The 19436-nt window shown below is 43.3% G+C and carries 24 protein-coding genes; 17 read left to right on the top strand and 7 right to left on the bottom strand.

The features are described from left to right. Positions 1-86 precede the first annotated feature (86 nt). A complete protein-coding gene (locus NI466_RS14010; protein ID WP_253173875.1) occupies positions 87-518 on the bottom strand; it encodes a GNAT family N-acetyltransferase in 432 nt (143 codons plus the stop codon). Further along, positions 512-1735 carry a class I SAM-dependent methyltransferase gene (locus NI466_RS14005; RefSeq protein WP_253173874.1) on the bottom strand — a complete coding sequence of 408 codons (1224 nt, stop codon included), beginning with the start codon at positions 1733-1735 and terminating at the stop codon, positions 512-514. Before NI466_RS14005 ends, NI466_RS14010 begins: the two co-directional genes overlap by 7 nt. Positions 1736-1837: 102 nt before the next feature. Here NI466_RS14005 and trhA point away from each other — a divergent pair, with 102 nt between their 5' ends. From trhA to NI466_RS13990, 3 genes are all read left to right on the top strand, one after another. Continuing rightward, on the top strand, positions 1838-2482 hold the full coding sequence (trhA, locus tag NI466_RS14000) for a PAQR family membrane homeostasis protein TrhA (RefSeq protein ID WP_039902582.1): 645 nt from the start codon (positions 1838-1840) through the stop codon (positions 2480-2482). A gap of 142 nt (positions 2483-2624) precedes the next feature. Next, the gene (locus NI466_RS13995) at positions 2625-3932 is read left to right on the top strand and encodes an MFS transporter (protein ID WP_004281697.1); all 1308 of its coding nucleotides are present in this window, start codon (positions 2625-2627) and stop codon (positions 3930-3932) included. Between the two features lie 131 nt (positions 3933-4063). Continuing rightward, positions 4064-4465, top strand: a complete 402-nt coding sequence (locus NI466_RS13990; RefSeq protein WP_253173873.1) for a hypothetical protein — start codon at positions 4064-4066, stop codon at positions 4463-4465. A 24-nt stretch (positions 4466-4489) separates the two neighbouring features. Here NI466_RS13990 and NI466_RS13985 read toward each other — a convergent pair whose 3' ends face one another. Continuing rightward, positions 4490-5500: a metallophosphoesterase gene (locus NI466_RS13985; RefSeq protein ID WP_121979989.1), complete on the bottom strand. Its 1011-nt coding sequence runs from the start codon at positions 5498-5500 to the stop codon at positions 4490-4492. A 101-nt stretch (positions 5501-5601) separates the two neighbouring features. On the opposite strand from NI466_RS13985, the gene NI466_RS13980 reads away from it, so the two are divergent. Then, positions 5602-7236 (top strand): phospholipase D family protein, encoded by a 1635-nt coding sequence (locus tag NI466_RS13980; RefSeq protein WP_253173872.1) that lies wholly within the window; start codon positions 5602-5604, stop codon positions 7234-7236. A 36-nt stretch (positions 7237-7272) separates the two neighbouring features. On the opposite strand, the gene NI466_RS13975 is transcribed toward NI466_RS13980, so the two are convergent. Next, entirely contained in the window at positions 7273-8082 is an 810-nt protein-coding gene (locus NI466_RS13975; protein ID WP_004645956.1) for a lysophospholipid acyltransferase family protein, read from the bottom strand. 189 nt (positions 8083-8271) lie between these two features. Between NI466_RS13975 and NI466_RS15945 the strand changes: the two genes are divergently transcribed. The 8 genes from NI466_RS15945 (at position 8272) to NI466_RS13940 (ending at position 13207) form a co-directional block, all read left to right on the top strand. Beyond that, positions 8272-8403: a hypothetical protein gene (locus NI466_RS15945; RefSeq protein ID WP_005104169.1), complete on the top strand. Its 132-nt coding sequence runs from the start codon at positions 8272-8274 to the stop codon at positions 8401-8403. A gap of 77 nt (positions 8404-8480) precedes the next feature. Continuing rightward, the gene (hflX, locus tag NI466_RS13970; RefSeq protein WP_253144311.1) at positions 8481-9821 is read left to right on the top strand and encodes a ribosome rescue GTPase HflX; all 1341 of its coding nucleotides are present in this window, start codon (positions 8481-8483) and stop codon (positions 9819-9821) included. 40 nt (positions 9822-9861) lie between these two features. Beyond that, positions 9862-10233 carry a hypothetical protein gene (locus NI466_RS13965; protein ID WP_004281691.1) on the top strand — a complete coding sequence of 124 codons (372 nt, stop codon included), beginning with the start codon at positions 9862-9864 and terminating at the stop codon, positions 10231-10233. Between the two features lie 9 nt (positions 10234-10242). Then, a complete protein-coding gene (locus NI466_RS13960) occupies positions 10243-10917 on the top strand; it encodes an LrgB family protein (RefSeq protein WP_044111685.1) in 675 nt (224 codons plus the stop codon). 86 nt (positions 10918-11003) lie between these two features. Next, positions 11004-11450 (top strand): DUF2147 domain-containing protein, encoded by a 447-nt coding sequence (locus NI466_RS13955; RefSeq protein WP_168730866.1) that lies wholly within the window; start codon positions 11004-11006, stop codon positions 11448-11450. Positions 11451-11653: 203 nt separating this feature from the next. Beyond that, on the top strand, positions 11654-12103 hold the full coding sequence (locus NI466_RS13950) for a DUF2147 domain-containing protein (protein ID WP_005252776.1): 450 nt from the start codon (positions 11654-11656) through the stop codon (positions 12101-12103). A gap of 60 nt (positions 12104-12163) precedes the next feature. Then, positions 12164-12613 carry a DUF2147 domain-containing protein gene (locus tag NI466_RS13945; protein ID WP_005266048.1) on the top strand — a complete coding sequence of 150 codons (450 nt, stop codon included), beginning with the start codon at positions 12164-12166 and terminating at the stop codon, positions 12611-12613. A gap of 147 nt (positions 12614-12760) precedes the next feature. Then, positions 12761-13207 carry a DUF2147 domain-containing protein gene (locus tag NI466_RS13940; RefSeq protein ID WP_004281686.1) on the top strand — a complete coding sequence of 149 codons (447 nt, stop codon included), beginning with the start codon at positions 12761-12763 and terminating at the stop codon, positions 13205-13207. Positions 13208-13259: 52 nt separating this feature from the next. On the opposite strand, the gene NI466_RS13935 is transcribed toward NI466_RS13940, so the two are convergent. Genes NI466_RS13935 through pdxA form a run of 3 tightly spaced genes read right to left on the bottom strand, consistent with a single transcriptional unit; the run spans position 13260 to position 15926 of the window. Then, positions 13260-14105 carry a symmetrical bis(5'-nucleosyl)-tetraphosphatase gene (locus NI466_RS13935; RefSeq protein ID WP_253173871.1) on the bottom strand — a complete coding sequence of 282 codons (846 nt, stop codon included), beginning with the start codon at positions 14103-14105 and terminating at the stop codon, positions 13260-13262. A 6-nt stretch (positions 14106-14111) separates the two neighbouring features. Continuing rightward, a complete protein-coding gene (gene rsmA, locus NI466_RS13930) occupies positions 14112-14924 on the bottom strand; it encodes a 16S rRNA (adenine(1518)-N(6)/adenine(1519)-N(6))-dimethyltransferase RsmA (RefSeq protein WP_004645966.1) in 813 nt (270 codons plus the stop codon). Between the two features lie 33 nt (positions 14925-14957). Further along, positions 14958-15926 carry a 4-hydroxythreonine-4-phosphate dehydrogenase PdxA gene (pdxA, locus tag NI466_RS13925; RefSeq protein WP_005106114.1) on the bottom strand — a complete coding sequence of 323 codons (969 nt, stop codon included), beginning with the start codon at positions 15924-15926 and terminating at the stop codon, positions 14958-14960. A gap of 305 nt (positions 15927-16231) precedes the next feature. Between pdxA and rplM the strand changes: the two genes are divergently transcribed. The 5 genes from rplM (at position 16232) to NI466_RS13900 (ending at position 19149) form a co-directional block, all read left to right on the top strand. Next, complete coding sequence (rplM, locus tag NI466_RS13920; RefSeq protein WP_004281682.1) at positions 16232-16660, top strand: 50S ribosomal protein L13; 429 nt, start codon at positions 16232-16234, stop codon at positions 16658-16660. A 13-nt stretch (positions 16661-16673) separates the two neighbouring features. Continuing rightward, positions 16674-17060 carry a 30S ribosomal protein S9 gene (rpsI, locus tag NI466_RS13915; RefSeq protein ID WP_004281681.1) on the top strand — a complete coding sequence of 129 codons (387 nt, stop codon included), beginning with the start codon at positions 16674-16676 and terminating at the stop codon, positions 17058-17060. A gap of 331 nt (positions 17061-17391) precedes the next feature. Then, positions 17392-18045 carry a glutathione S-transferase N-terminal domain-containing protein gene (locus tag NI466_RS13910; protein ID WP_213687635.1) on the top strand — a complete coding sequence of 218 codons (654 nt, stop codon included), beginning with the start codon at positions 17392-17394 and terminating at the stop codon, positions 18043-18045. 9 nt (positions 18046-18054) lie between these two features. Continuing rightward, entirely contained in the window at positions 18055-18483 is a 429-nt protein-coding gene (locus tag NI466_RS13905; protein ID WP_044111678.1) for a ClpXP protease specificity-enhancing factor, read from the top strand. Between the two features lie 18 nt (positions 18484-18501). After that, positions 18502-19149 (top strand): hypothetical protein, encoded by a 648-nt coding sequence (locus NI466_RS13900; RefSeq protein WP_004281678.1) that lies wholly within the window; start codon positions 18502-18504, stop codon positions 19147-19149. Positions 19150-19436: the final 287 nt, after the last annotated feature.

Raw genomic sequence — 19436 nt, 5'->3', positions numbered from 1 at the left:
AATTATCAAAGTTCTGTTGCTTTAGCCTGTATATTTTTATGGCTACCTTTATAGGGTTAATTATGAACAGTAAATGTCAACAGACCCTAAAGTTTTAAATACATATCAATATGCGGAATACCACAATCCAGATATTCCTCACCTTGAACTTCGAATCCCAGCGCTTGATAGAAGCCAATGGCGTGCACTTGCGAAGACAGCTTGACCAACTCACGCTGCTCGGCACGCGCATAGTCAATTACAGCCTGCATCAAGCGCTGACCAACACCTAAACCACGTGCTATGGTTAGGACTGCAACCCGACCGATACTGTGATTTGACAATAATCGTGCTGTAGCAATCGCCTGATCCTGCTGAAAAACAATGAAATGTACAGCAACCGCATCCTCAGCATCCCATTCATCTTCAGCTGCAATATGCTGTTCTTGAATAAACACGGCTTCACGAATCGCTTTGGCATACACTGCCAAATCTTTCCAGCTGCCGGACACTATTTTCAGTTCTGGATTATTTAGCATTTAGAACCAATTCCCTGCTGATCCCACTGATCATTGAGCAACAATTCCAGTGAATGTTTCTGGATTCCATACATCTCTTTTAATGCCTGAATTTGTGCCAGAACCGCCTGATCAGGTTGTTGATAGTCTTTGCGTTTTGTCGCCAGAATCATTTTATTTTTACTGGTATGTTCCAGCGCCACAAATTCAAAAACCTTGGTTTCATAACCATAAGCTTTGAGCAGTAAAGCACGAATGGTATCGGTCAGCATTTCTGCCTGCTGTCCGGCATGAATACCAAACTGTAACATCGGACTCAATACCTTTGGCGCCTGCAACTGCGGACGCAATTCCTTATGACAACACGGCGCACACATGATCATCTGCGCATTCAAGCGAATGCCACTATGAATCGCAAAATCTGTTGCTACATCACAGGCATGCAAGGCAATCATCACATCCAGCCTTTCTGGCGCATAAGTACGCACATCCCCCTGGAAAAAGTCCAACTGATCAAAACCGGATTGCTGCGCGACATTCTGGCAGAACTCGACCATTTTTGGATTAAGCTCTACCCCGGTGACATACGGCGTTTGACCATGTTTTTGCATATAGTCATATAAAGCACAGGTCAGATAGCCTTTACCCGAACCAAAATCCACCACACGCAGGCCTTCAGCCTGTGGCTTAATCTGTGCCAATGCACCTGAGAAAATTTCCACAAACTTATTAATCTGCTTCCATTTACGCGCCATGCTCGGAATGATTTGCGCTTTTTGATCGGTAATACCGAGATGCTGGAGAAAGATACTGTCCTGATCGACAAAACGTTGTTTAATCCGGTCATGACCTTGTTCAGCAGGCTTCACCTGATTCATCGCTGCTTTATGTTTACTGCGTGTCAACATGGCTTTTTTCTTGTTTTTTTTCAGCTGTAATTCTTCATCGACGGTCATCAGATTGGCTTGCTTGCAACATGCTAACAATGTAGTCACCTGCGATAGTGCCTCCTCTAAAGGATAATTTTTGGTGACATCCTGGGTCTTGTAACGATACAGACAGCTCAATACGCGCTGTTCATTTAATGTAATGACTCGCCAGGTCATTTTCTCTAAATCCTGCAGTTCACCTTTATACTGGCTTAAGATCAGGCGATCAAATTGATCCCTTTCAACAGCTTGCTGAAAGGTGTCCAAGAATTGCTGTTCCTGATCTGAGAGAGTTGCCAACGTTGACATAGATAAAACCTGAAATGAATTGCGCATCAAGTTTAAATCTTCTTAACCTAAAAGCAAAATTAAATTACTATACAAGTGTATATTTGAAGAAGAATGACAATCATGCAGAATGCTCCACTGGTTCCAGATTATGATCAAAATGAGGAACGAATTAACTATATTAGTCATGGTGTAGGTGCTGGACTGTCCATTGTTGCTGGTATTCTTTTGATTATTAAAGGGTCTTACCTAAGTACTGGACAATGGATTGGTCTTTGGGTTTATGCGCTGAGCATGATTCTGCTGTTTTCTGCTTCTATGCTCTATCACATGGCCACTGCAGCAGACCGCCGTTATTTTTATAAAAAAATCGATCATACTGCGATTTATTATTTAATCGCCGGAACTTATACCCCTTTCCTGTCGATTGCCATTCCGACCACCAAAGCCCAGTATTTATTGATTGCGCTGTGGGTGATTGCCCTTCTTGGTACACTTTTCAAGTTCGTTTTCATTCATCGTTTCCAGAAACTTTCTTTGGCGGCTTATCTGGCCATGGGCTGGCTGGCGCTGCTGGTGATTGATGATATGCAGCAATATTTAAGTGCTCAATCTTTAACCTTTCTCATCATTGGTGGACTCGCTTATACCGTGGGTGCATTGTTTTACGCTTTAAAAAGAGTAAGATATACCCACGCTATCTGGCACATATTTGTATTGATAGGCGCAGGATCACATTTTCTGTCTATCTATCTTTACGTGATTTAATCATCTCCTTTTTCATTTCAGTGACCCTGAGCGAGTTGAAGCGAGAAGATTGCAGTTGTTTTTTTAAAAAATTACGCCTTTTTTAAAAAGATTACGCTTTTAAAACTAAGTTTTTTTATTTTTAGTAAGTGTAAGGTTTTCCATGGCGTCGTCTAATTCTGCTGCTCAGCCAGCACAAAATTCAAAATTTCGCGTTTTAACAGCAAGCTTGGTAGGCACCACAATCGAATTCTTCGATTTTTATATTTATGCCACCGCTGCTGTCATTATTTTTCCGTATCTGTTCTTCCCTACTAGTACAGATCCAATGACCGCAACCATTCAGTCTCTTGCGACTTTTGCCATTGCATTTATTGCCCGTCCGATTGGTGCAGCATTATTTGGTCATTTAGGTGACCGGATCGGACGAAAAGCCACCTTGGTTGCAGCTTTGCTAACTATGGGGATTTCAACCGTTGCGATTGGCCTACTGCCAACTTATGCGCAAATCGGAATTGCTGCACCACTGTTACTTGCACTGTGCCGTTTAGGTCAGGGCTTGGGTCTGGGTGGTGAATGGTCAGGTGCAGTACTGCTTGCCACCGAAAATGCTCCTGAAGGCAAGCGTGCCTGGTATGGCATGTTCCCGCAACTCGGTGCTCCAATCGGCTTTATTCTGGCAACAGGTTCTTTCCTGACCCTTGGCGCTTTCATGTCTGAAGCTGACTTTATGGCTTGGGGCTGGCGTATTCCGTTTATCTCAAGTGCCTTATTGGTAATTGTCGGTTTATGGATCCGTCTAAAATTGCATGAAACACCTGCTTTCCAGAAAGTGCTGGATAAACAAAAAGAAGTGAATGTTCCTTTTGTTCAGGTATTCAAAAAGCATTCTCGTATGCTGGTTCTAGGTACGATTGCTGCAATCTGTACATTCGTTGTGTTCTACCTCACTACGGTATTTGCATTGCAATGGGGAACCAAACAACTCGGTTATTCTCGTGAAGAATTCCTGCAATTGCAGTTAGTTGCGACCCTGTGTTTTGCTGCCTTTATCCCGCTTTCAGCAGTATTGGCTGAGAAATTTGGCCGTAAGACTACTTCGATTGCGGTATGTGTCATTTCTGCGATCTTCGGTATCTTCTTTGCAGATATGCTTGAATCTGGCAGCACTTTGGTGGTGTTCCTGTTCTTGTGTATTGGTCTGGCGATCATGGGCTTAACTTATGGGCCAATCGGTACTGTATTATCTGAAATTTTCCCGACTTCAGTACGCTATACCGGTTCCGCATTAACCTTTAACTTGGCTGGTATCTTCGGCGCATCATTTGCACCGCTAATCGCAACCAAGCTGGCAACGGCCTATGGTTTGTCTGCAGTCGGTTATTACCTGACCGCAGCATCTATCCTGTCGCTTGTCGCGTTTTTGCTGATTCGTGAAACCAAGAATGATGATGTAAATAATCAGATCTAAGGTTTTAGATTGATTTAAAAGCCAGCACTCGATGCTGGCTTTTTTATGATTTCACAACAAAACTCGGCTACTTATCTCGTTAAATTTGCTCAACAATCAAATGAACTCAATTCAAAAAATGAGGCAAGGCCATGCAGGATCTTATCGAATACCTATCGCAGGAGCAGTTGGTCAATATCATTATTTTGCTAGAAGATGATAAAAAATTAGAAGCTGTTCGCTATATCACCGAGAATACACCCTTGGATGAAGCTCAGGCGCTGCAAGTGATTGATGAAATTGTGCGGGAACATGATGTGGTCATGAAGCATGAAAGTACCGGTCCACGCTTTAGTGATGATGCTGGTGATATCGACCTGGTGACACCGCCACTGGAAATCCCCACCCATCCTAGTTTGAGCACATCCGCAGAAGCTGAAATCACTGCGCAACAATTACGTGAAAATGTGCCAACCCGAAAAATCGAAAAGAAAATCTGGATGATGGCAGCCGTCGCGGTGGTGTTATTGATTCTGGTCTGGATTATCAGTTAACGCAGTACAGAATGCCGACTGAATTTAGATTAGTTCAATAATATCAATGGTAGGCGGCACCCGGAAACGGAAAGGCACGCCGACTAAGCCGGTACCGACAGTAACGAACACATCTGCATGTTCATGGCGGTACATGCCCTTTTTATGTCCCAAAATTGAAACCTTTTTCATGACGTAATTAGTTAACCAAGGCAGCTCCACCTGTCCGCCATGAGTATGTCCAGACAGCATCAGAGGGCGCATCGGCAGTTTGGGAATCATATCGACCGTATCCGGGTTATGCGAAAGAATGACCCAAGGCTTGTCCTGAGGCAAGTCTGGCAAACTGCGCATATCGGCTTTTCCAGCCCAGAGATCACCCACGCCCAAAAGGCGAAACTCATCAAATTCGACAATTTTACCTTCGATATCCATGACCTGATTGACTTGCAATGCATAATACAACAATTCCTGAATCGGGGGGCCAGGATATTGCTCGTCATGGTTACCATTGACTGAATAGACCGGAGCGTGAATCTCTTTTAAAACTGCCAATTCCTGTGCCAGTTTATTTTCTGGCTCGTAAGTCCAGTCGCCAGCAACCACCACCAAATCAGGTTGAATATGATTTAATTTGTGTACAATTTGTCGCAACTGACGCTCATGACCCGAAAACAGACCGATATGCAAATCTGCAATCAGGGCGATTTTTACTGGCTGCTTTAAACGTTTATCTGCATTGATCTGATATTGTGTCGTTTTCACTTGAATTAAATGTGGCTCGATAAAGCGTGCATAAGTCAAAACCCCACTCAGCAAAAATACAAAAATAGCTTCATGCAGCGAATAATACCCCGTCCATCCAGCATAAATACTGAAGAAAACCAAAGGGATTAATAAATAGGCAAGATAAAACGCCAGCAAATGACCAAAAGCTTTAAAGGGATGAATGGTTTCGGTACGTGATTGGCTCGACCATGCCTGAGCCACAGCCCAGATGGCTAAAATCGCCATTCCTAGATAAAAATAAAACAGTACGGAATTCGAATCCCACATAAATTGGCCTTATTCAGTCGAGCAGCAGATTACTGGCTTTATATTTATCTTTTCATAGCTGGCAATTATACTCAATTCTAATTTTTCATTCTTCGACTTATATGGCCACTGCTCCCCGCGATCAAGTTCATCTTCAATCCTCAAGTTTTATACGCACTCATCGCTATAAAGCCGGCATTTTACTGAGCTGTAGCCTGGTACTGGGTCTGCCTGCGTGTAGCACCTTACCCAAGCAAACCGAACAGCCAAGCCAGATGGCATTTGAAACGGATACATCGCGAACCAGCCTGGCACAAATTGTTGAACCTTTACGTGATCAGAACATCGGGTTGACCGGTTATCGCGTGCTGTATGATCCGCTTGAAGCACTGGCTGCGCGGATTCAGCTGATTAATAAAGCGGAACGCAGTCTGGATCTGCAATATTACATTTGGGATAATGACCGAATCGGTGCCCTCGCCCTGCATGCGATTATTCAGGCAGCGAATCGTGGCGTAAAAGTGCGCCTGTTGATGGATGACAATAATGCCAAGAAAATGGAAGGGATTTATCTGGCCTTAAACCAGCATCAGAATATCGATGTCAAACTGTATAATCCCTATCGCTTTCGTAAATACCGCGCCATGGACATGGTGCTGGATTTAAAGCGCATTAACCGCCGCATGCACAATAAAAGTTTTATTGCCGATAACCAGATTGCCTTGATTGGCGGCCGCAATATGAGCAACCAGTATTATAATGTCAGTGAAAGCTATCAGTTCTCTGATGTCGATGTGATGCTGGTCGGTGCGGCATCGGATGAAATCATTCATTCCTTCGATGAATACTGGAATGATGATTATGCCTATCCGGTGCAAGAGGTTGTGAATCCACGGCATCATGGCTTACGTTTTCCAAGTTTAAAAGAACAGCTAGAAACCCATAGTCAGGATCCAGCGACTCAAAATTATCTGGATCTGGCCAATCGTTCCAGAGCCTTTGACCAATGGCTGGAACAAAACATTCAGCTGGATTGGGTGGAAGCTGAAGTGGTCAAAGATCCACCGAGCAAAATCAAAGCCAAGGCCAAAACCGAAGAACACCTGAATTTCCAGTTATTACAGCGCCTGGAAAAACCTGAACAAAGTGTCGATATTGTCTCTGCCTATTTTGTCCCGGAAAAAATTGGTGCAGACCGTTTAAAGAAACTGGCGAATGAGAATATCAAGGTTCGCGTCCTGACCAACTCTTTTAAGGCCAACGACGTTGCCGTGGTGCATGCCTTTTATGCCAAATATCGTCAGGATCTATTGGAAAATGGGGTGCAGCTGTATGAGTTCTTGGCAGCGCCAGAAGCTAATCACCTAAATGCCAATACTGAGGAAATTTCGAAAAAAGCTAAAGTCAGCCTGAAAGGACTGAGCCGTTCCAGCCTGCATGCCAAACTGATGGCACTGGATCAAAAACAGGTGTTTATTGGTTCTTTTAACTTTGATCCGCGTTCAGCCTATTTGAATACTGAAATTGGCGTGTTGCTGAACAGTCCGTCTTTGGCACGTGCAGTACACGACACCATGGACAAAAATTTAAGCAAATATGCGTATAAACTGGTGCTGGATGCGAATCAGAACATTAACTGGAAAATCAAGAAAGCCAATGGTGACGTTCAAACGTTTACCAAAGAACCAAAAATGAAATGGTATCAGAAAGCTGGACTTAAACTGGTGTCGTGGCTGCCTATTGAAGGCTTTATGTAAGTTTGATTCTTTGAACAAAAACCATAAAAAAGCCTCTTATTGAGGCTTTTTTAATACCCGTGACTGAAGTTCAACTAGGCCAGTCTGCATTTTTTCCTGGACCACACGGGTCAGGCTTTCAACCGTATGCCCTTCCGTGGCAATTGCAGGTAAAGCCACTAAATGTGCAATGACTTGCGGCATTTCCAGTACTTTTTTGACATGGGCAGCAAAACTGATGTCATTGACAAACGGCGCAACCATATCCAGTTCACCCTGCTGATTCACATAACAAATCAGACAGATTTGTACAGGACGCTGCGCTTCAATCGCGGCGCCTAAAATCCGGCCGTGCACTTTTTTGATGGCTCGCCCATCAGAAGTCGTCGCTTCAGGAAAGAACAGCACCGGAATATTCTGTTTCAGGAAACCGGTAATTTGTTCACGAATCCTGACGGAATCTCCTGAACCACGTTTAATAAATAAGGTGCCACCACCCTTGGCCAATTTGCCTAGAATTGGCCAGTTCTCAATTTCTGCTTTCGCCAGAAAAAATACGCGTGCCCCTGAACCCAGAACTGCAATATCGAGCCAGGACACATGGTTACTGACCCATAAGGCGGGTTCACGCGGAATCTCGCCATGTACCCGCACTTCGATATTGAATACTTTGCATAACTGGCGGCAAAAATGTTGCACATAGCGAGTATTGGTCGGGTTATTCGGATTTTTATATAAGCCATGACGAAAAACCAAATAGAACCCCTCACTGATGGTGGCCAATGAGGCGGTAATTTTCCGGCTATACAGAAAAAACTTGGCCAAGCCTTCGATATCTGGAGTCTGGTTTTGTACAGTTGAGTTCATAAAAACGTCATTAAATCCTAAGCGAGATACAGGGAATATCCACGAATTAAACTCATTCTATACTGTTCATTCGCAACTTGCATTGATAATAAAAATCGACCAATAGCATCTATATCTTCAATTTTAATTGGATTAAAAAATCATTCAAAATAAAACTATCGAAATATTAGATTGAAAAGGATCGTAGCCATGCCAGATCAAACCCAGCCCGCGAACGACACACCTCCGCCTTTACAAGTGCTCAAATATATTTTGGGCGGCACCTTCATCTATGCCGTGGTACTGGTAACACTTGCACAACTGTTTATCAGTGCACTTTAAACCAAAGCGGCGCTAATTCAGTATCTGCACAGCCCTTTTTCAACTACACTAAAGTTTTCAAGTGGAGATTGGCCTGAGTGGAATATTTACAACAACATCGAGGGAAAGAGCGCGTCATTCTGGTGAGTGTCAGCGTACAAATGCTGGATGACCTTGATGCTGAAGAGTTTCGTTTGCTGGCTCAGTCTGCAGATGCTGAAATTCTGGAACATATTTATGCTCAGCGGGTGAAACCCGATGCCAAATTTTTTATCGGCTCCGGCAAGGCAGAAGAAATCGCTGAACGTGTTGAAGAGCTGGAGGCCAATCTGGTCATTTTTGACCATGCCCTAACCCCAGCCCAAGCCCGAAATCTGGAACAGGTGATCAAATGCCGCGTGGTCGATCGTACTGAACTGATTCTGGATATTTTTGCCCAGCGTGCCCGTACCTATGAAGGTAAGCTGCAAGTCGAACTGGCACAGTTACAACATTTATCTTCACGTTTAATTCGTAGTCGTGGCAATCTCGACAGCCAGAAAGGCGGGATCGGTTTACGTGGCCCGGGTGAAACCCTGCTTGAAACAGACCGCCGTTTGCTGCGTATCCGTATGGGACAACTCAAGGCACGCATTGATAAAGTCCGCCAGACCCGGATGCAAGGCCGTGTTGCCCGTCAAAAAGCAGCTGTTCCAACAGTATCTTTAGTCGGCTATACCAATGCCGGCAAGTCGACCCTCTTTAATTTACTCGCCAACAGCGATGTCTATGCAGCCGATCAGCTGTTTGCAACCTTGGACCCTACTTTACGGCGTCTGGAATGGGATGGGATCGGCAATCTGGTGCTGGCCGATACGGTCGGTTTTGTCCGTAATCTTTCACATTCTCTGGTGGAATCCTTTAAAGCAACTTTGGAGGAAACCGTAGAAGCCACGCTGTTACTGCATGTCATTGATTCAAGCAGCCCAGAAATGCTGGAGCAGATTGAAGCTGTAGAAAAAGTGCTGAAAGAAATTGGAGCCGATGTTCCCATTCTGCAGGTTTACAATAAAATTGACTGTAGCGGTGAAGAAGCCAAAATTATTTATCGACGCCCGGGCGAACCGGAACGGGTCTATGTCTCGGCACATAGTGGCGAAGGTATCGACCTGCTGCGTAAAGCGGTACATGAGTCCTTGATGGGGCAACTACAGTCCTTCGATTTAATCCTGAAACCCGCTTATGGCAAGCTGCGTAACCAGCTCTATAGTTTGAATGTGATCCAGTCTGAACATTATGATGATGAAGGTCAGCTACATCTGCATATTCGAATTGCCCCACAAAAACTGGAACAGTTGATTAAACAGGCGCATTTACCTTTAGATGAAATTCTAGGCAAACAGGCGCAGCAATTTCAGCGTCCACTGGAAGCGTTTGAAATCCAGTCAAAGATCGAGTAAAACTTGATAAGTAAACTTATTAATATTAATGATCATAGCAATGAACTGGATAAAACGAATAGATTGGCCAGCATGGATCGGCACCCTGTTACTTATTATTGTCTTTCGGGAAGCTTCGGTCTGGTTAATGACCCAACTGAATCATCCTGAATTAGGCAATCTGGTCGGGTTATTGAGTCTTTTAATTGCGCTGTTTACCTGGCGCTACTTTGGCAAACTCCCCGCTCGCCTCGTGGATACCAATAACAAACTGATGAAGGAAAGCGCCTTTGCTTTCCTGCCTGTCAGTGCAGGTGCACTGATGATGCTGGTACATATGGGCCAGAAAATTCCGGCATTTTTGTTCATCATGTTTTTCAGCACCCTGATTCCTTTATGGATTTACGCCAAAATGGCCAAGCGCTGGTTATAGGAGTACCGCATGTTATCTATTTTATATGGCTTTGCGGTCACGCTCAGCGCCTATCTGATTGCCAAACCCTGTAACCGGTTCATACCGCAAATTCCCGTCATCGTGTTCAGCATGTTCTTTGTACTGGCGATTTTATTTGTGCTGGGCATTCCCTATGAAAATTACATGGATGAAGTTAATCCTCTCTTCAACCATTTACTCGGCTATGTGACCGTCGCCTTGGCTATCCCTCTGGCCGCGATGCGCTACGATGACTTGCCGCTCAAAGCCATTATCGGCATTTTGGTTTTTGCCAGTATCAGTGCTGTCGCCTTACCGATGGGACTGGCTTATCTGCTGCATATGTCCTCTGCAGACATTATGGCGTTTGCTACCCGTGCCGTGACTACTCCAATTGCGATTAATATTGCCACCCTGCTGGATGCACCCATCAGCATGGTCATTCTGATCGTGATTCTTTCTGGTGTGATTGGTGCAGCTTTTTCTCCATTTATTCTGAGACATATCAATGATGAACGTGCCTCCGGATTGGCTTTAGGACTGGCTGCACATGCTATTGGTACAGCTCAGGCCTGGCAGCGCGGCAGTGTTGCAGGTCGTTATGCTGCTTTTGGCATGGCGGTAAATGCGGTCTTCACCGCGATCTGGTTGCCAACTTTTATACTTTATTTGCAAAAAATGTGACTAGTGAATCAAATTAATCATTTGTTTTATGTGGTAATCGTTCTTACTATAGAGTAAGAACTCTAATCCAACCTAGGAACAGATATATGAATAAAGTTCAATTTTTTTCAACTTTACTTTTAGCCTCTTTCAGCCATCTGGCCTTGGCTTCCGATATTTCAGGAACATGGCGAAGTATTGACGACAAAACCGGTTCGCCTAAAGCATTCCTGGAAATTCGTGAGACGGCTTCCGGCGTCTATGCTGCCAAGATCACAAAAATCACCCCGCGTCCTGGATATACTCCGAAAGAAAATTGTGTGTCCTGTCCCGCACCTTATACCAATAAACCTATTCTTGGTCTGGATGTACTCACTGGCTTAAAGCACGTCGGCAATAACAGTTTTGCTCAAGGCAAGCTGCTTGATCCATTATCAGGGAATCTTTATAACACCAAGGCAAAATTAAGTGCCAATGGGAAACGTCTGATCCTACGTGGCTATATCGGCGTTTCAGCGCTTGGCCGTAGTCAAACCTGGATTAAGCAGGATTAATTCCTGCTTAATTAAAAAAATGTGATGGAGTTATGCTTTAGTAGATAGAAACTTGCATTTTAATGCATTAGGTTGTATGAATATTAAACATATGCTTTTTTCATGCAATATAGATTATGAAAGTGTATTAACGTAGTTTGCATCAGCATTCACCACATGGAATTAGGTGAATGTTTATAAAAAAATAAGGATAAGGATATCGCATGTATAAAATCGCACTTTTAACTGTTTTTTCAGCTTCTTTATTCACTAGCTCTCTGGCCTTTGCGCAGGAATTATCTGGTCTCTGGCAACAGATTGATGATAAAACCGGCTCACCTAAAGCATTGATTGAAATGAAAACGCAGGCTGATGGCTCGTATACCGGAACGATTACTAAAGTCACACCTCGCCCAGGTTATACACCACGGGAAAAATGTGTCAAATGTCCACCACCTTATACCGATAAACCGATTTTGGGGTTAGACGTCATTAAAGGACTGAAACCCACCAACAAAAATAACTATGCACATGGCCGGGTACTCGATCCACTCACTGGCAAAATTTATGATTTAAAAGGGCGGATTTCTGCCAATGGGAAACGACTGACTTTACGGGGATATATCGGGATCTCTGCGATTGGTCGCACACAAACCTGGATTCGCCAGGATTAATAAAAACAGCACTTTTGTGTTGGGGATATTTTATTCATCTATAAAAAAGGGATAAATATAATGAAACAAACTAAATTAGGATTAATGTTCATCGCTGCACTGATGACTGGAACTGCTTATGCACAGGATCTGACTGGCATCTGGCAGCAAATTGATGATAAAACCGGCTCACCAAAAGCGATTATTGAAATTCGTCAAAATGATAATGGGACTTTTGCCGGAAAAATCATCAAAGTGACTCCACGTCCAGGCTATACCCCACAAAAGACCTGCAATAAATGTCCCGCGCCTTATACCAATCAACCGATCCTGGGTATGGATGTATTGACTGGCTTAAAACATGTGGAAGGCACCAATAATTATGAAAAAGGTAAAGTGATTGATCCATTGGCAGGTAAAGTTTATGATGCTCGAGTACGTCTAAATGCCAATGGTAAACGTTTAACCTTGCGTGGTTATGTGGGTGTGTCCGCTTTAGGCCGTAGCCAGACCTGGATTCGCCAAGATTAATACCTAATTCTCATTATTCAAAAAAGCTGCCAAATTGGCAGCTTTTTTCAGTGTATCAACTCTATAGTATTCAGATAAGTGTTGACTATTTTAGTAAGATTTCTAACATGAGCGGGCGATGATAAAAATTCTTTGGAATGACTCTCTATGTTTAAAAAAATATTACTTGCCGCGCTTACAGCAGGATGTATGACCAATCTTTGGGCAGACGATATTACCGGGACCTGGCAACAAATTGATGATAAAACGGGGGCGGCTAAAGCGATTATCGTCATTAGCAAAGAAGCAAATAATACCTATTCAGGCAAAATTGTAAAAATCACGCCTCGCCCAGACTATAATCCACGTGAAAAATGCAATAACTGCCCTGCACCTTATACCAATCAGCCTATTTTAGGCATGACCATTTTAAAAGGCCTAAAACTGGTTGAAGGCACCAAGAACTATGATAAAGGTCGTATTATCGATCCATTGGCAGGTAAAATTTATGATGCAAAAATGCGTTTAAACAATACCGGTAAACGTTTAACCTTACGTGCCAGCATAGGCGTTTCAGTTCTAGGCCGTAACCAGACCTGGATTCGAGCAGACTAAATTTTAAAACTAAAAAAGCCACGTAATCACGTGGCTTTTTTAATAGCTTTACTTACATCACCGGATTATCCACTGCAAACATCTGCTGATCTTCTAGGCGGAATGCCATGAGTTGATTACCCCAGACACAACCGCCATCTACATTCTGAATCTTGTTCGAAATGGTTTTACCGTTCAAGGCGGCCCAGTGACCAAACAGGATCTGATGAGTTTGTGCGGCCTGTGATTCAAACTCAAACCAAGGTTTAAAGCCTTGCGGCATCGGATCATCCAGCGCATCTTTAAAGCTGTATTCCAGACGTCCCTCAGCGTCAGTTAAACGCATTCGGGTGAGGTAGTTCACGATACAGCGAATACGTTCATGGCCTTGTAGCTGATCCGACCAAAGTGCGGGTTCTTTCCCGAACATTTCTTTCAGAAAATCATCCAGCACCTCGAAGTCATCATGAGCAATGATCGCTTCGACTTCTTGTGCCAATTGAGCAGTTTTTTCTGCACTCCAGATATTCGGAATCCCAGCATGCGTCAAAATGGTCTGCTCATTTGGAAATAGACACATTGGCTGTTTGCGCAGCCAGTCAATCAAGTCATCACTGTCGATCGCATCAATCACATCACGAACATTGTCTTTTTCTTTCACCGGTTTGATGCCGCGGGCATAAGCCAGCAAAGTCAAATCATGATTTCCCAAGACCGCCGCAGCCGCACCTTGCTCAGCCAGCTTTTTGATAAACCGCAATGCTGCAATTGAGTTTTCACCACGTGCAACTAAATCTCCAGCAAACCAGATAAAATCTCGTTCTGCATCAAACTGGATTTCTTTGAGTAAAGCTTTCAAAGCCTCAAAACAGCCTTGAACATCACCAATCACATAATTATATCGAGCAGTACGGTTCATCGTAATTTAAGCCACCATTTGATCTGAAAGTGCAACAAACTGTTCAAGGGTCAGGGTTTCTGGACGCGCCATCGGGTCAACACCCGCTTTTTCAAAACCCTCTTCGACCAACATACCCTTCAAGCTGTTACGCAAGGTTTTACGACGCTGGGTAAAGACATGAGATACCAGACGTGCCAGCGCTTTTTCATTCTTCGCCACAATCGGTTTAACTTTATAAGGCTCTAAACGGAATACCGCAGAAGTTACTTTTGGAGGCGGATTAAAAGATCCAGGTGGCACTTCGAACAAGAAAGTCGGTTTACAGAAATATTGAATCATCACCGACAGACGGCCATATTCTTTGGTATTGGGTGATGCGGTAATGCGGTCTACCACTTCTTTTTGCAGCATGAAATGCATGTCTTGCACTTTGTCACCAAATTCCAAGAGATGGAATAACAGTGGCGTTGAAATATTATAGGGCAAGTTACCGACCACACGTAATGGACGATCTTCCTGGAACAACTGAGAATAATCGTATCTCAATGCATCGGCTTCAATAATGGTTAAACGTTCAGGATGCGGCACACGACCCGGCAGGCCAGCAGCCAGATCACGATCCAGCTCAAGTACGGTTAAGGCATCACATTCACCAATTAAAGGTGAAGTCAAAGCGGCCAGACCCGGGCCAATTTCTAGAATGTTCTGACCTGGACGCGGATTGACTGAGCGTACAATTTTGGCAATGACACGCTGGTCATGTAAAAAGTTTTGACCAAATCTTTTTCGAGCCTGATGCCCTTCATCTTTTGGGTTTAAGGCATTAATTTGATACATAAAAACATTTCCAACGTGAGTGATGAACAATAATCAGTGGCGCGCCAGATCGAGGGCTAAATCGACAGCAACGTGCAGGCTGGAACTTTTCGCAAGTCCCGTCCCCGCAAGGGAGAGTGCTGTGCCATGATCAACAGAAGTTCGAATAAACGGTAAGCCGAGGGTAATATTAATGGCTTCACCAAAGCCCTGTGATTTTAACACAGGTAAACCTTGATCGTGATACATCGCCAGAACAGCATCAGCATCTTTTAGGTTTTCTGGAGTAAATAAAGTATCAGCAGGTAGGCTTAAACTCATGTTGATACCTTGAGCACGATAGCTTTCGAGTACCGGATTGATCACTTCAATTTCTTCCATCCCCAAATAACCGCCCTCCCCGGCATGCGGATTTAAACCGCAAACCAGTATATTCGGCTGTTCAATCTTGAATTTGGATTTCAGGTCGTGAATCAGAATATCAATCACCTGATGCAAGCGTTCAGGCGTAATCGCATCTGCCACGGCACGAAGCGGAAGATGGGTAGTGGCCAAGGCCACGCGTAAAGTTTTGGTGGCCAGCATCATGACTACACGTGGAACACCAGCAAATTCCTGGTAATACTCGGTATGACCACTAAAAGAAATGCCCGCTTCATTTATCACGGACTTTTGTACAGGCGCAGTCGCGACGCCGACACTTTTTCCTGACATGGCATAGTCTGCGGATCGACGCAGTTGCTCCAGTACATAAGCCGCATTGTTCGGATTCAGCTCACCCAATACGACGTCTTGCTGCACGGGAACATGCTCTACAAATAGCTGACCGATGCCTGAAGATGACTCCTGTCCTTGATATTCAATCAGCTCAACCGATAATTTGAGTACCTGAGCACGTTGCTCGAGCATATGAATATCCGCCAATACCACAATTGGGCGCTCATCAACACGATCTGCAAGACTCAGGCAAATATCAGGACCAATTCCGGCAGGTTCCCCACTGGTGACATATAAAGGCAGCATCATCTTCTCAATTTGGCAAAGCTGAGAAATATTATAACCCGATCACGCCTACGCTGTAGTAATCATTGCAAAGAGTACTTATAAATCAATATTTTGATACCATTGAAACTATGGTTACAAATATAGTTGCAGTTTTTGTAGCATATAAAGGCTTAGGTCTTTCTTTCACCAGGGAGATTAGATAAAATACAGCGCTTGAAATTTTAATTTTCATTTGTGATTCTTCACGTATTCGTTTAGAATCGCGTCTCCTTTAGTTTGGACAGATTCCATAGTCCAAACCAACTATAATAGGTAGTGGTTTAATGAAAACTCTCAGCGCTAAGCCAGCTGAAGTTCAACACGACTGGTACGTTGTTGATGCTTCTGGCAAAACTTTAGGTCGCCTTGCGACTGAAATCGCTCGTCGTTTACGCGGTAAGCATAAAACTTCTTATACTCCTCACGTTGACACTGGCGACTACATCGTTGTTATCAATGCTGAAGAAATCACTGTGACTGGTAAAAAGTCACAAGATAAGAAATACTATCGCCACACTGGTTTCCCTGGTGGTATCCGTGAGACTAACTTTGAAAAGTTAATCGCTCACAAACCAGAAGCAGTTCTAGAAAAAGCTGTTAAAGGTATGTTACCTAAAGGTCCTCTTGGTTATGCAATGATCAAGAAAATGAAAGTGTATGCAGGTACTGAGCATCCACACGCTGCTCAACAGCCACAAGTTTTGGACATCTAAGGGATAACAGCACATGGCTACTAATTATGGTACAGGTCGCCGTAAGACCGCAACTGCACGTGTTTTCCTATCAGCTGGTACTGGTAAACTCGTAATTAACAACCGTACTCTTGAACAGTATTTCGGTCGTGAAACTGCTCGTATGGTTGTTAACCAACCACTTGAGCTTCTTGAAGCTACTGACAAATATGACCTTTACATCACTGTTGCTGGTGGTGGTATTGGTGGTCAAGCAGGCGCTATCCGTCACGGTATTACTCGTGCATTGATCGCTTCTGACGAAACTTTAAAACCTGCTCTTCGTCAAGCTGGTTTCGTTACTCGTGATGCTCGTGAAGTTGAACGTAAGAAACTTGGTTTACGTAAAGCTCGTAAACGTCCTCAGTTCTCTAAACGTTAATTCGTTTACCGAATCGGACAAAAAACCCTGGATTTTCCAGGGTTTTTTTATGGCGGTTAGTGGGTCATTTAGAACTTTTTTCTTGTTATTGTTCATGTACATCCTTACCCCATACCCCTTCGTGACACCAGAATGACTTCATCAAATAATAATTTGCGATCCCAATACAGATAAACAGCAAAATGACAGGAAGCTTGATCAGCATCTTATTTTCCTCCAGTTGTTTTTCTTATAATCTACCTCGGCTCAAGCCGATTGATCCTTGATGCTTGGTGCTTTTTAGGTTGAATTTTAGTATCCTAGTCTATTCATTAGAAGCTCATCAGGATTTATGTCAGTCGAAAGCGCGCCTCTTCAAGGAATCACTCTCTATAGTCATGCCGATGACTTTCGTTCCCATTGGATTCGCTATGTGCTTACCGAAAAACAGATTAAATATAACCTGATTTTGGTGGATGCCGATGATGAGGATCTCGCCAGTCTCAATCCTTATAATCAATTGCCGATGCTGATCGAAAATGAACTTAAATTATTTAATACTTCGATTATCTCAGAATATGTAGATGATCGTTATCGTCAGAATAAACTGTATGCCGATGCTCCAATGCCCCGCGCAGAGCAACGACAATACATCTGGCGCTTTGAAAATGACTGGTTAAAGCTGGCTGATATCATGTTACGCCATCCTGATACTCTAGATAAGAAAGCCAGAACTCAGGCACAAAAGCAGTTACAGGATATCCTGATTTCACTGATGCCACTCTTCCAGCATTTTCCCTATTTTATGTCTGAACAATTTAGTATCCTGGATTGTATGCTGGCACCAATTTTTATCCGTCTGAAACAGATGGGTGTAGAATTACCACAGCAGCAATGCCGTCTGTTTTATTTATATTGCCAACGAATTTTCAGTCGTCCTGCCTTTGTAAAATCCATGACATTGCAGGAAAAGAACCGTTATTCAGCGCAACTCAAGCATCCGTAGAGAAACATCATGTCCGAACAAGAATTCAGCCTTAGCCCTACCCGTCCCTATATGGCACGTGCAATCTATGAGTGGGTTTGCGATAACAATATGACGCCTTACCTGCTGGTGGATGCCACACGCCCAAATACCATGGTTCCTGAGCAGTTTATTAAAGATGGACAGATTGTTCTGAATATTGTGCCACATGCCGTGCATGCGCTGCATATGAGCAATGATGCCATTAGCTTCTCGGCTCGCTTTGGTGGCGTTTCTCGTGATATTTATGTGCCTATGGCAGCAGTACTCGGTATTTATGCACGTGAAAATGGTCAAGGTTTATTCTTTGATCCAGGTGAATATGAGCATACACAAAATGATGAAGATGCTTTAAAATCAAGCACTGAAGAACAAACTGAACAACCAAAGAAAAAACCGACTTTAAGACTATTAGATTAAAAATAATGGAGCAAGTGAATGGCTTTTGATTTAGTACAATATTTTGTTGAACAGATAGAGACTCAAAAGCCTGAGCTTCTAAAAGAATATACAAAAGAAGAAAGACGAAAATATATATCAGAAATCAATGCCTTAACTTTAGGAAAACTTATTACTGAATGGCGTCATAACCCACAAAAAATTTATAATGAAATCAATCATCCTGATGAATTATATATCCTGGAAATCGTGCGTCATCTCGCTACCAGTCCGGAAAATCAATCTACCTTGGATCGAGCTCAGCTTGAGCACAGTACTTCAGAAATTTTTCATTTACAACTTATCGAATTAAAACAACTGCATGATACCGGCAATCATAATATCCATAGCATCCAGGAATTACTGACCGGGCAAATTGAACATTTATCTGGTCAAGCAGATGATTGGGTTTGGACAACAAACAAGCTAACAGAACTCAAAGGCTCTAAACCAATTGTGCAAGAAGAGCTATCATTGGAAGCATCAATGAAGGAGTTTAATCAAATGGTAAGCCAGAATCAACAGCATCAAGATGTCGAAGAAGTCATTGTTATCAATACCCCAACATGGGCAAAAATTGTTGAACCCATCGTGGCGATTGTCATTCTTTGGGTATTAATCGCAGCCGTAATGCGCGTGTTTGGCTAAAATAGTCTGCAATAAAAAACCAGCGATTCGCTGGTTTTTTATTTTGTAAGGTTTATAAGATCAGCTTGTAAACTCTTATAGCGCTAGTTTTACAGAGATCCCAATAGGTCAAACAAATTAACAGGAATTCTCTGTCTCAGAAGAATCTGATCAACTTTGAGATATAGATATGTTAAATATCTTATCTAAAATTCCACGCATAAAAAAATCCCCCTCTGCTAATGCGGAGGGGGACTTTCGAATAATGAGCTGGCGATGACTTACTCTCACATGGGTAACCCCACACT

It is taken from the genome of Acinetobacter lwoffii (assembly GCF_024129595.1).
Classification (GTDB): domain Bacteria; phylum Pseudomonadota; class Gammaproteobacteria; order Pseudomonadales; family Moraxellaceae; genus Acinetobacter; species Acinetobacter lwoffii_O.
Note: the sequence above shows the minus strand (reverse complement) of the source record. Positions and strands in the feature narration are given on the sequence as shown.

Bases quoted from the DNA above. Each gene is read 5' to 3' on its own strand.
- NI466_RS14010 (WP_253173875.1), bottom strand. From the start codon at position 518: ATGCTAAATAATCCAGAACTGAAAATAGTGTCCGGCAGCTGGAAAGAT.
- NI466_RS14005 (WP_253173874.1), bottom strand. From the start codon at position 1,735: ATGTCAACGTTGGCAACTCTCTCAGATCAGGAACAGCAATTCTTGGAC.
- trhA (WP_039902582.1), top strand. From the start codon at position 1,838: ATGCAGAATGCTCCACTGGTTCCAGATTATGATCAAAATGAGGAACGA.
- NI466_RS13995 (WP_004281697.1), top strand. From the start codon at position 2,625: ATGGCGTCGTCTAATTCTGCTGCTCAGCCAGCACAAAATTCAAAATTT.
- NI466_RS13990 (WP_253173873.1), top strand. From the start codon at position 4,064: ATGCAGGATCTTATCGAATACCTATCGCAGGAGCAGTTGGTCAATATC.
- NI466_RS13985 (WP_121979989.1), bottom strand. From the start codon at position 5,500: ATGTGGGATTCGAATTCCGTACTGTTTTATTTTTATCTAGGAATGGCG.
- NI466_RS13980 (WP_253173872.1), top strand. From the start codon at position 5,602: ATGGCCACTGCTCCCCGCGATCAAGTTCATCTTCAATCCTCAAGTTTT.
- NI466_RS13975 (WP_004645956.1), bottom strand. From the start codon at position 8,082: ATGAACTCAACTGTACAAAACCAGACTCCAGATATCGAAGGCTTGGCC.
- NI466_RS15945 (WP_005104169.1), top strand. From the start codon at position 8,272: ATGCCAGATCAAACCCAGCCCGCGAACGACACACCTCCGCCTTTACAA.
- NI466_RS13965 (WP_004281691.1), top strand. From the start codon at position 9,862: ATGAACTGGATAAAACGAATAGATTGGCCAGCATGGATCGGCACCCTG.
- NI466_RS13960 (WP_044111685.1), top strand. From the start codon at position 10,243: ATGTTATCTATTTTATATGGCTTTGCGGTCACGCTCAGCGCCTATCTG.
- NI466_RS13955 (WP_168730866.1), top strand. From the start codon at position 11,004: ATGAATAAAGTTCAATTTTTTTCAACTTTACTTTTAGCCTCTTTCAGC.
- NI466_RS13950 (WP_005252776.1), top strand. From the start codon at position 11,654: ATGTATAAAATCGCACTTTTAACTGTTTTTTCAGCTTCTTTATTCACT.
- NI466_RS13945 (WP_005266048.1), top strand. From the start codon at position 12,164: ATGAAACAAACTAAATTAGGATTAATGTTCATCGCTGCACTGATGACT.
- NI466_RS13940 (WP_004281686.1), top strand. From the start codon at position 12,761: ATGTTTAAAAAAATATTACTTGCCGCGCTTACAGCAGGATGTATGACC.
- NI466_RS13935 (WP_253173871.1), bottom strand. From the start codon at position 14,105: ATGAACCGTACTGCTCGATATAATTATGTGATTGGTGATGTTCAAGGC.
- rsmA (WP_004645966.1), bottom strand. From the start codon at position 14,924: ATGTATCAAATTAATGCCTTAAACCCAAAAGATGAAGGGCATCAGGCT.
- pdxA (WP_005106114.1), bottom strand. From the start codon at position 15,926: ATGCTGCCTTTATATGTCACCAGTGGGGAACCTGCCGGAATTGGTCCT.
- rplM (WP_004281682.1), top strand. From the start codon at position 16,232: ATGAAAACTCTCAGCGCTAAGCCAGCTGAAGTTCAACACGACTGGTAC.
- rpsI (WP_004281681.1), top strand. From the start codon at position 16,674: ATGGCTACTAATTATGGTACAGGTCGCCGTAAGACCGCAACTGCACGT.
- NI466_RS13910 (WP_213687635.1), top strand. From the start codon at position 17,392: ATGTCAGTCGAAAGCGCGCCTCTTCAAGGAATCACTCTCTATAGTCAT.
- NI466_RS13905 (WP_044111678.1), top strand. From the start codon at position 18,055: ATGTCCGAACAAGAATTCAGCCTTAGCCCTACCCGTCCCTATATGGCA.
- NI466_RS13900 (WP_004281678.1), top strand. From the start codon at position 18,502: ATGGCTTTTGATTTAGTACAATATTTTGTTGAACAGATAGAGACTCAA.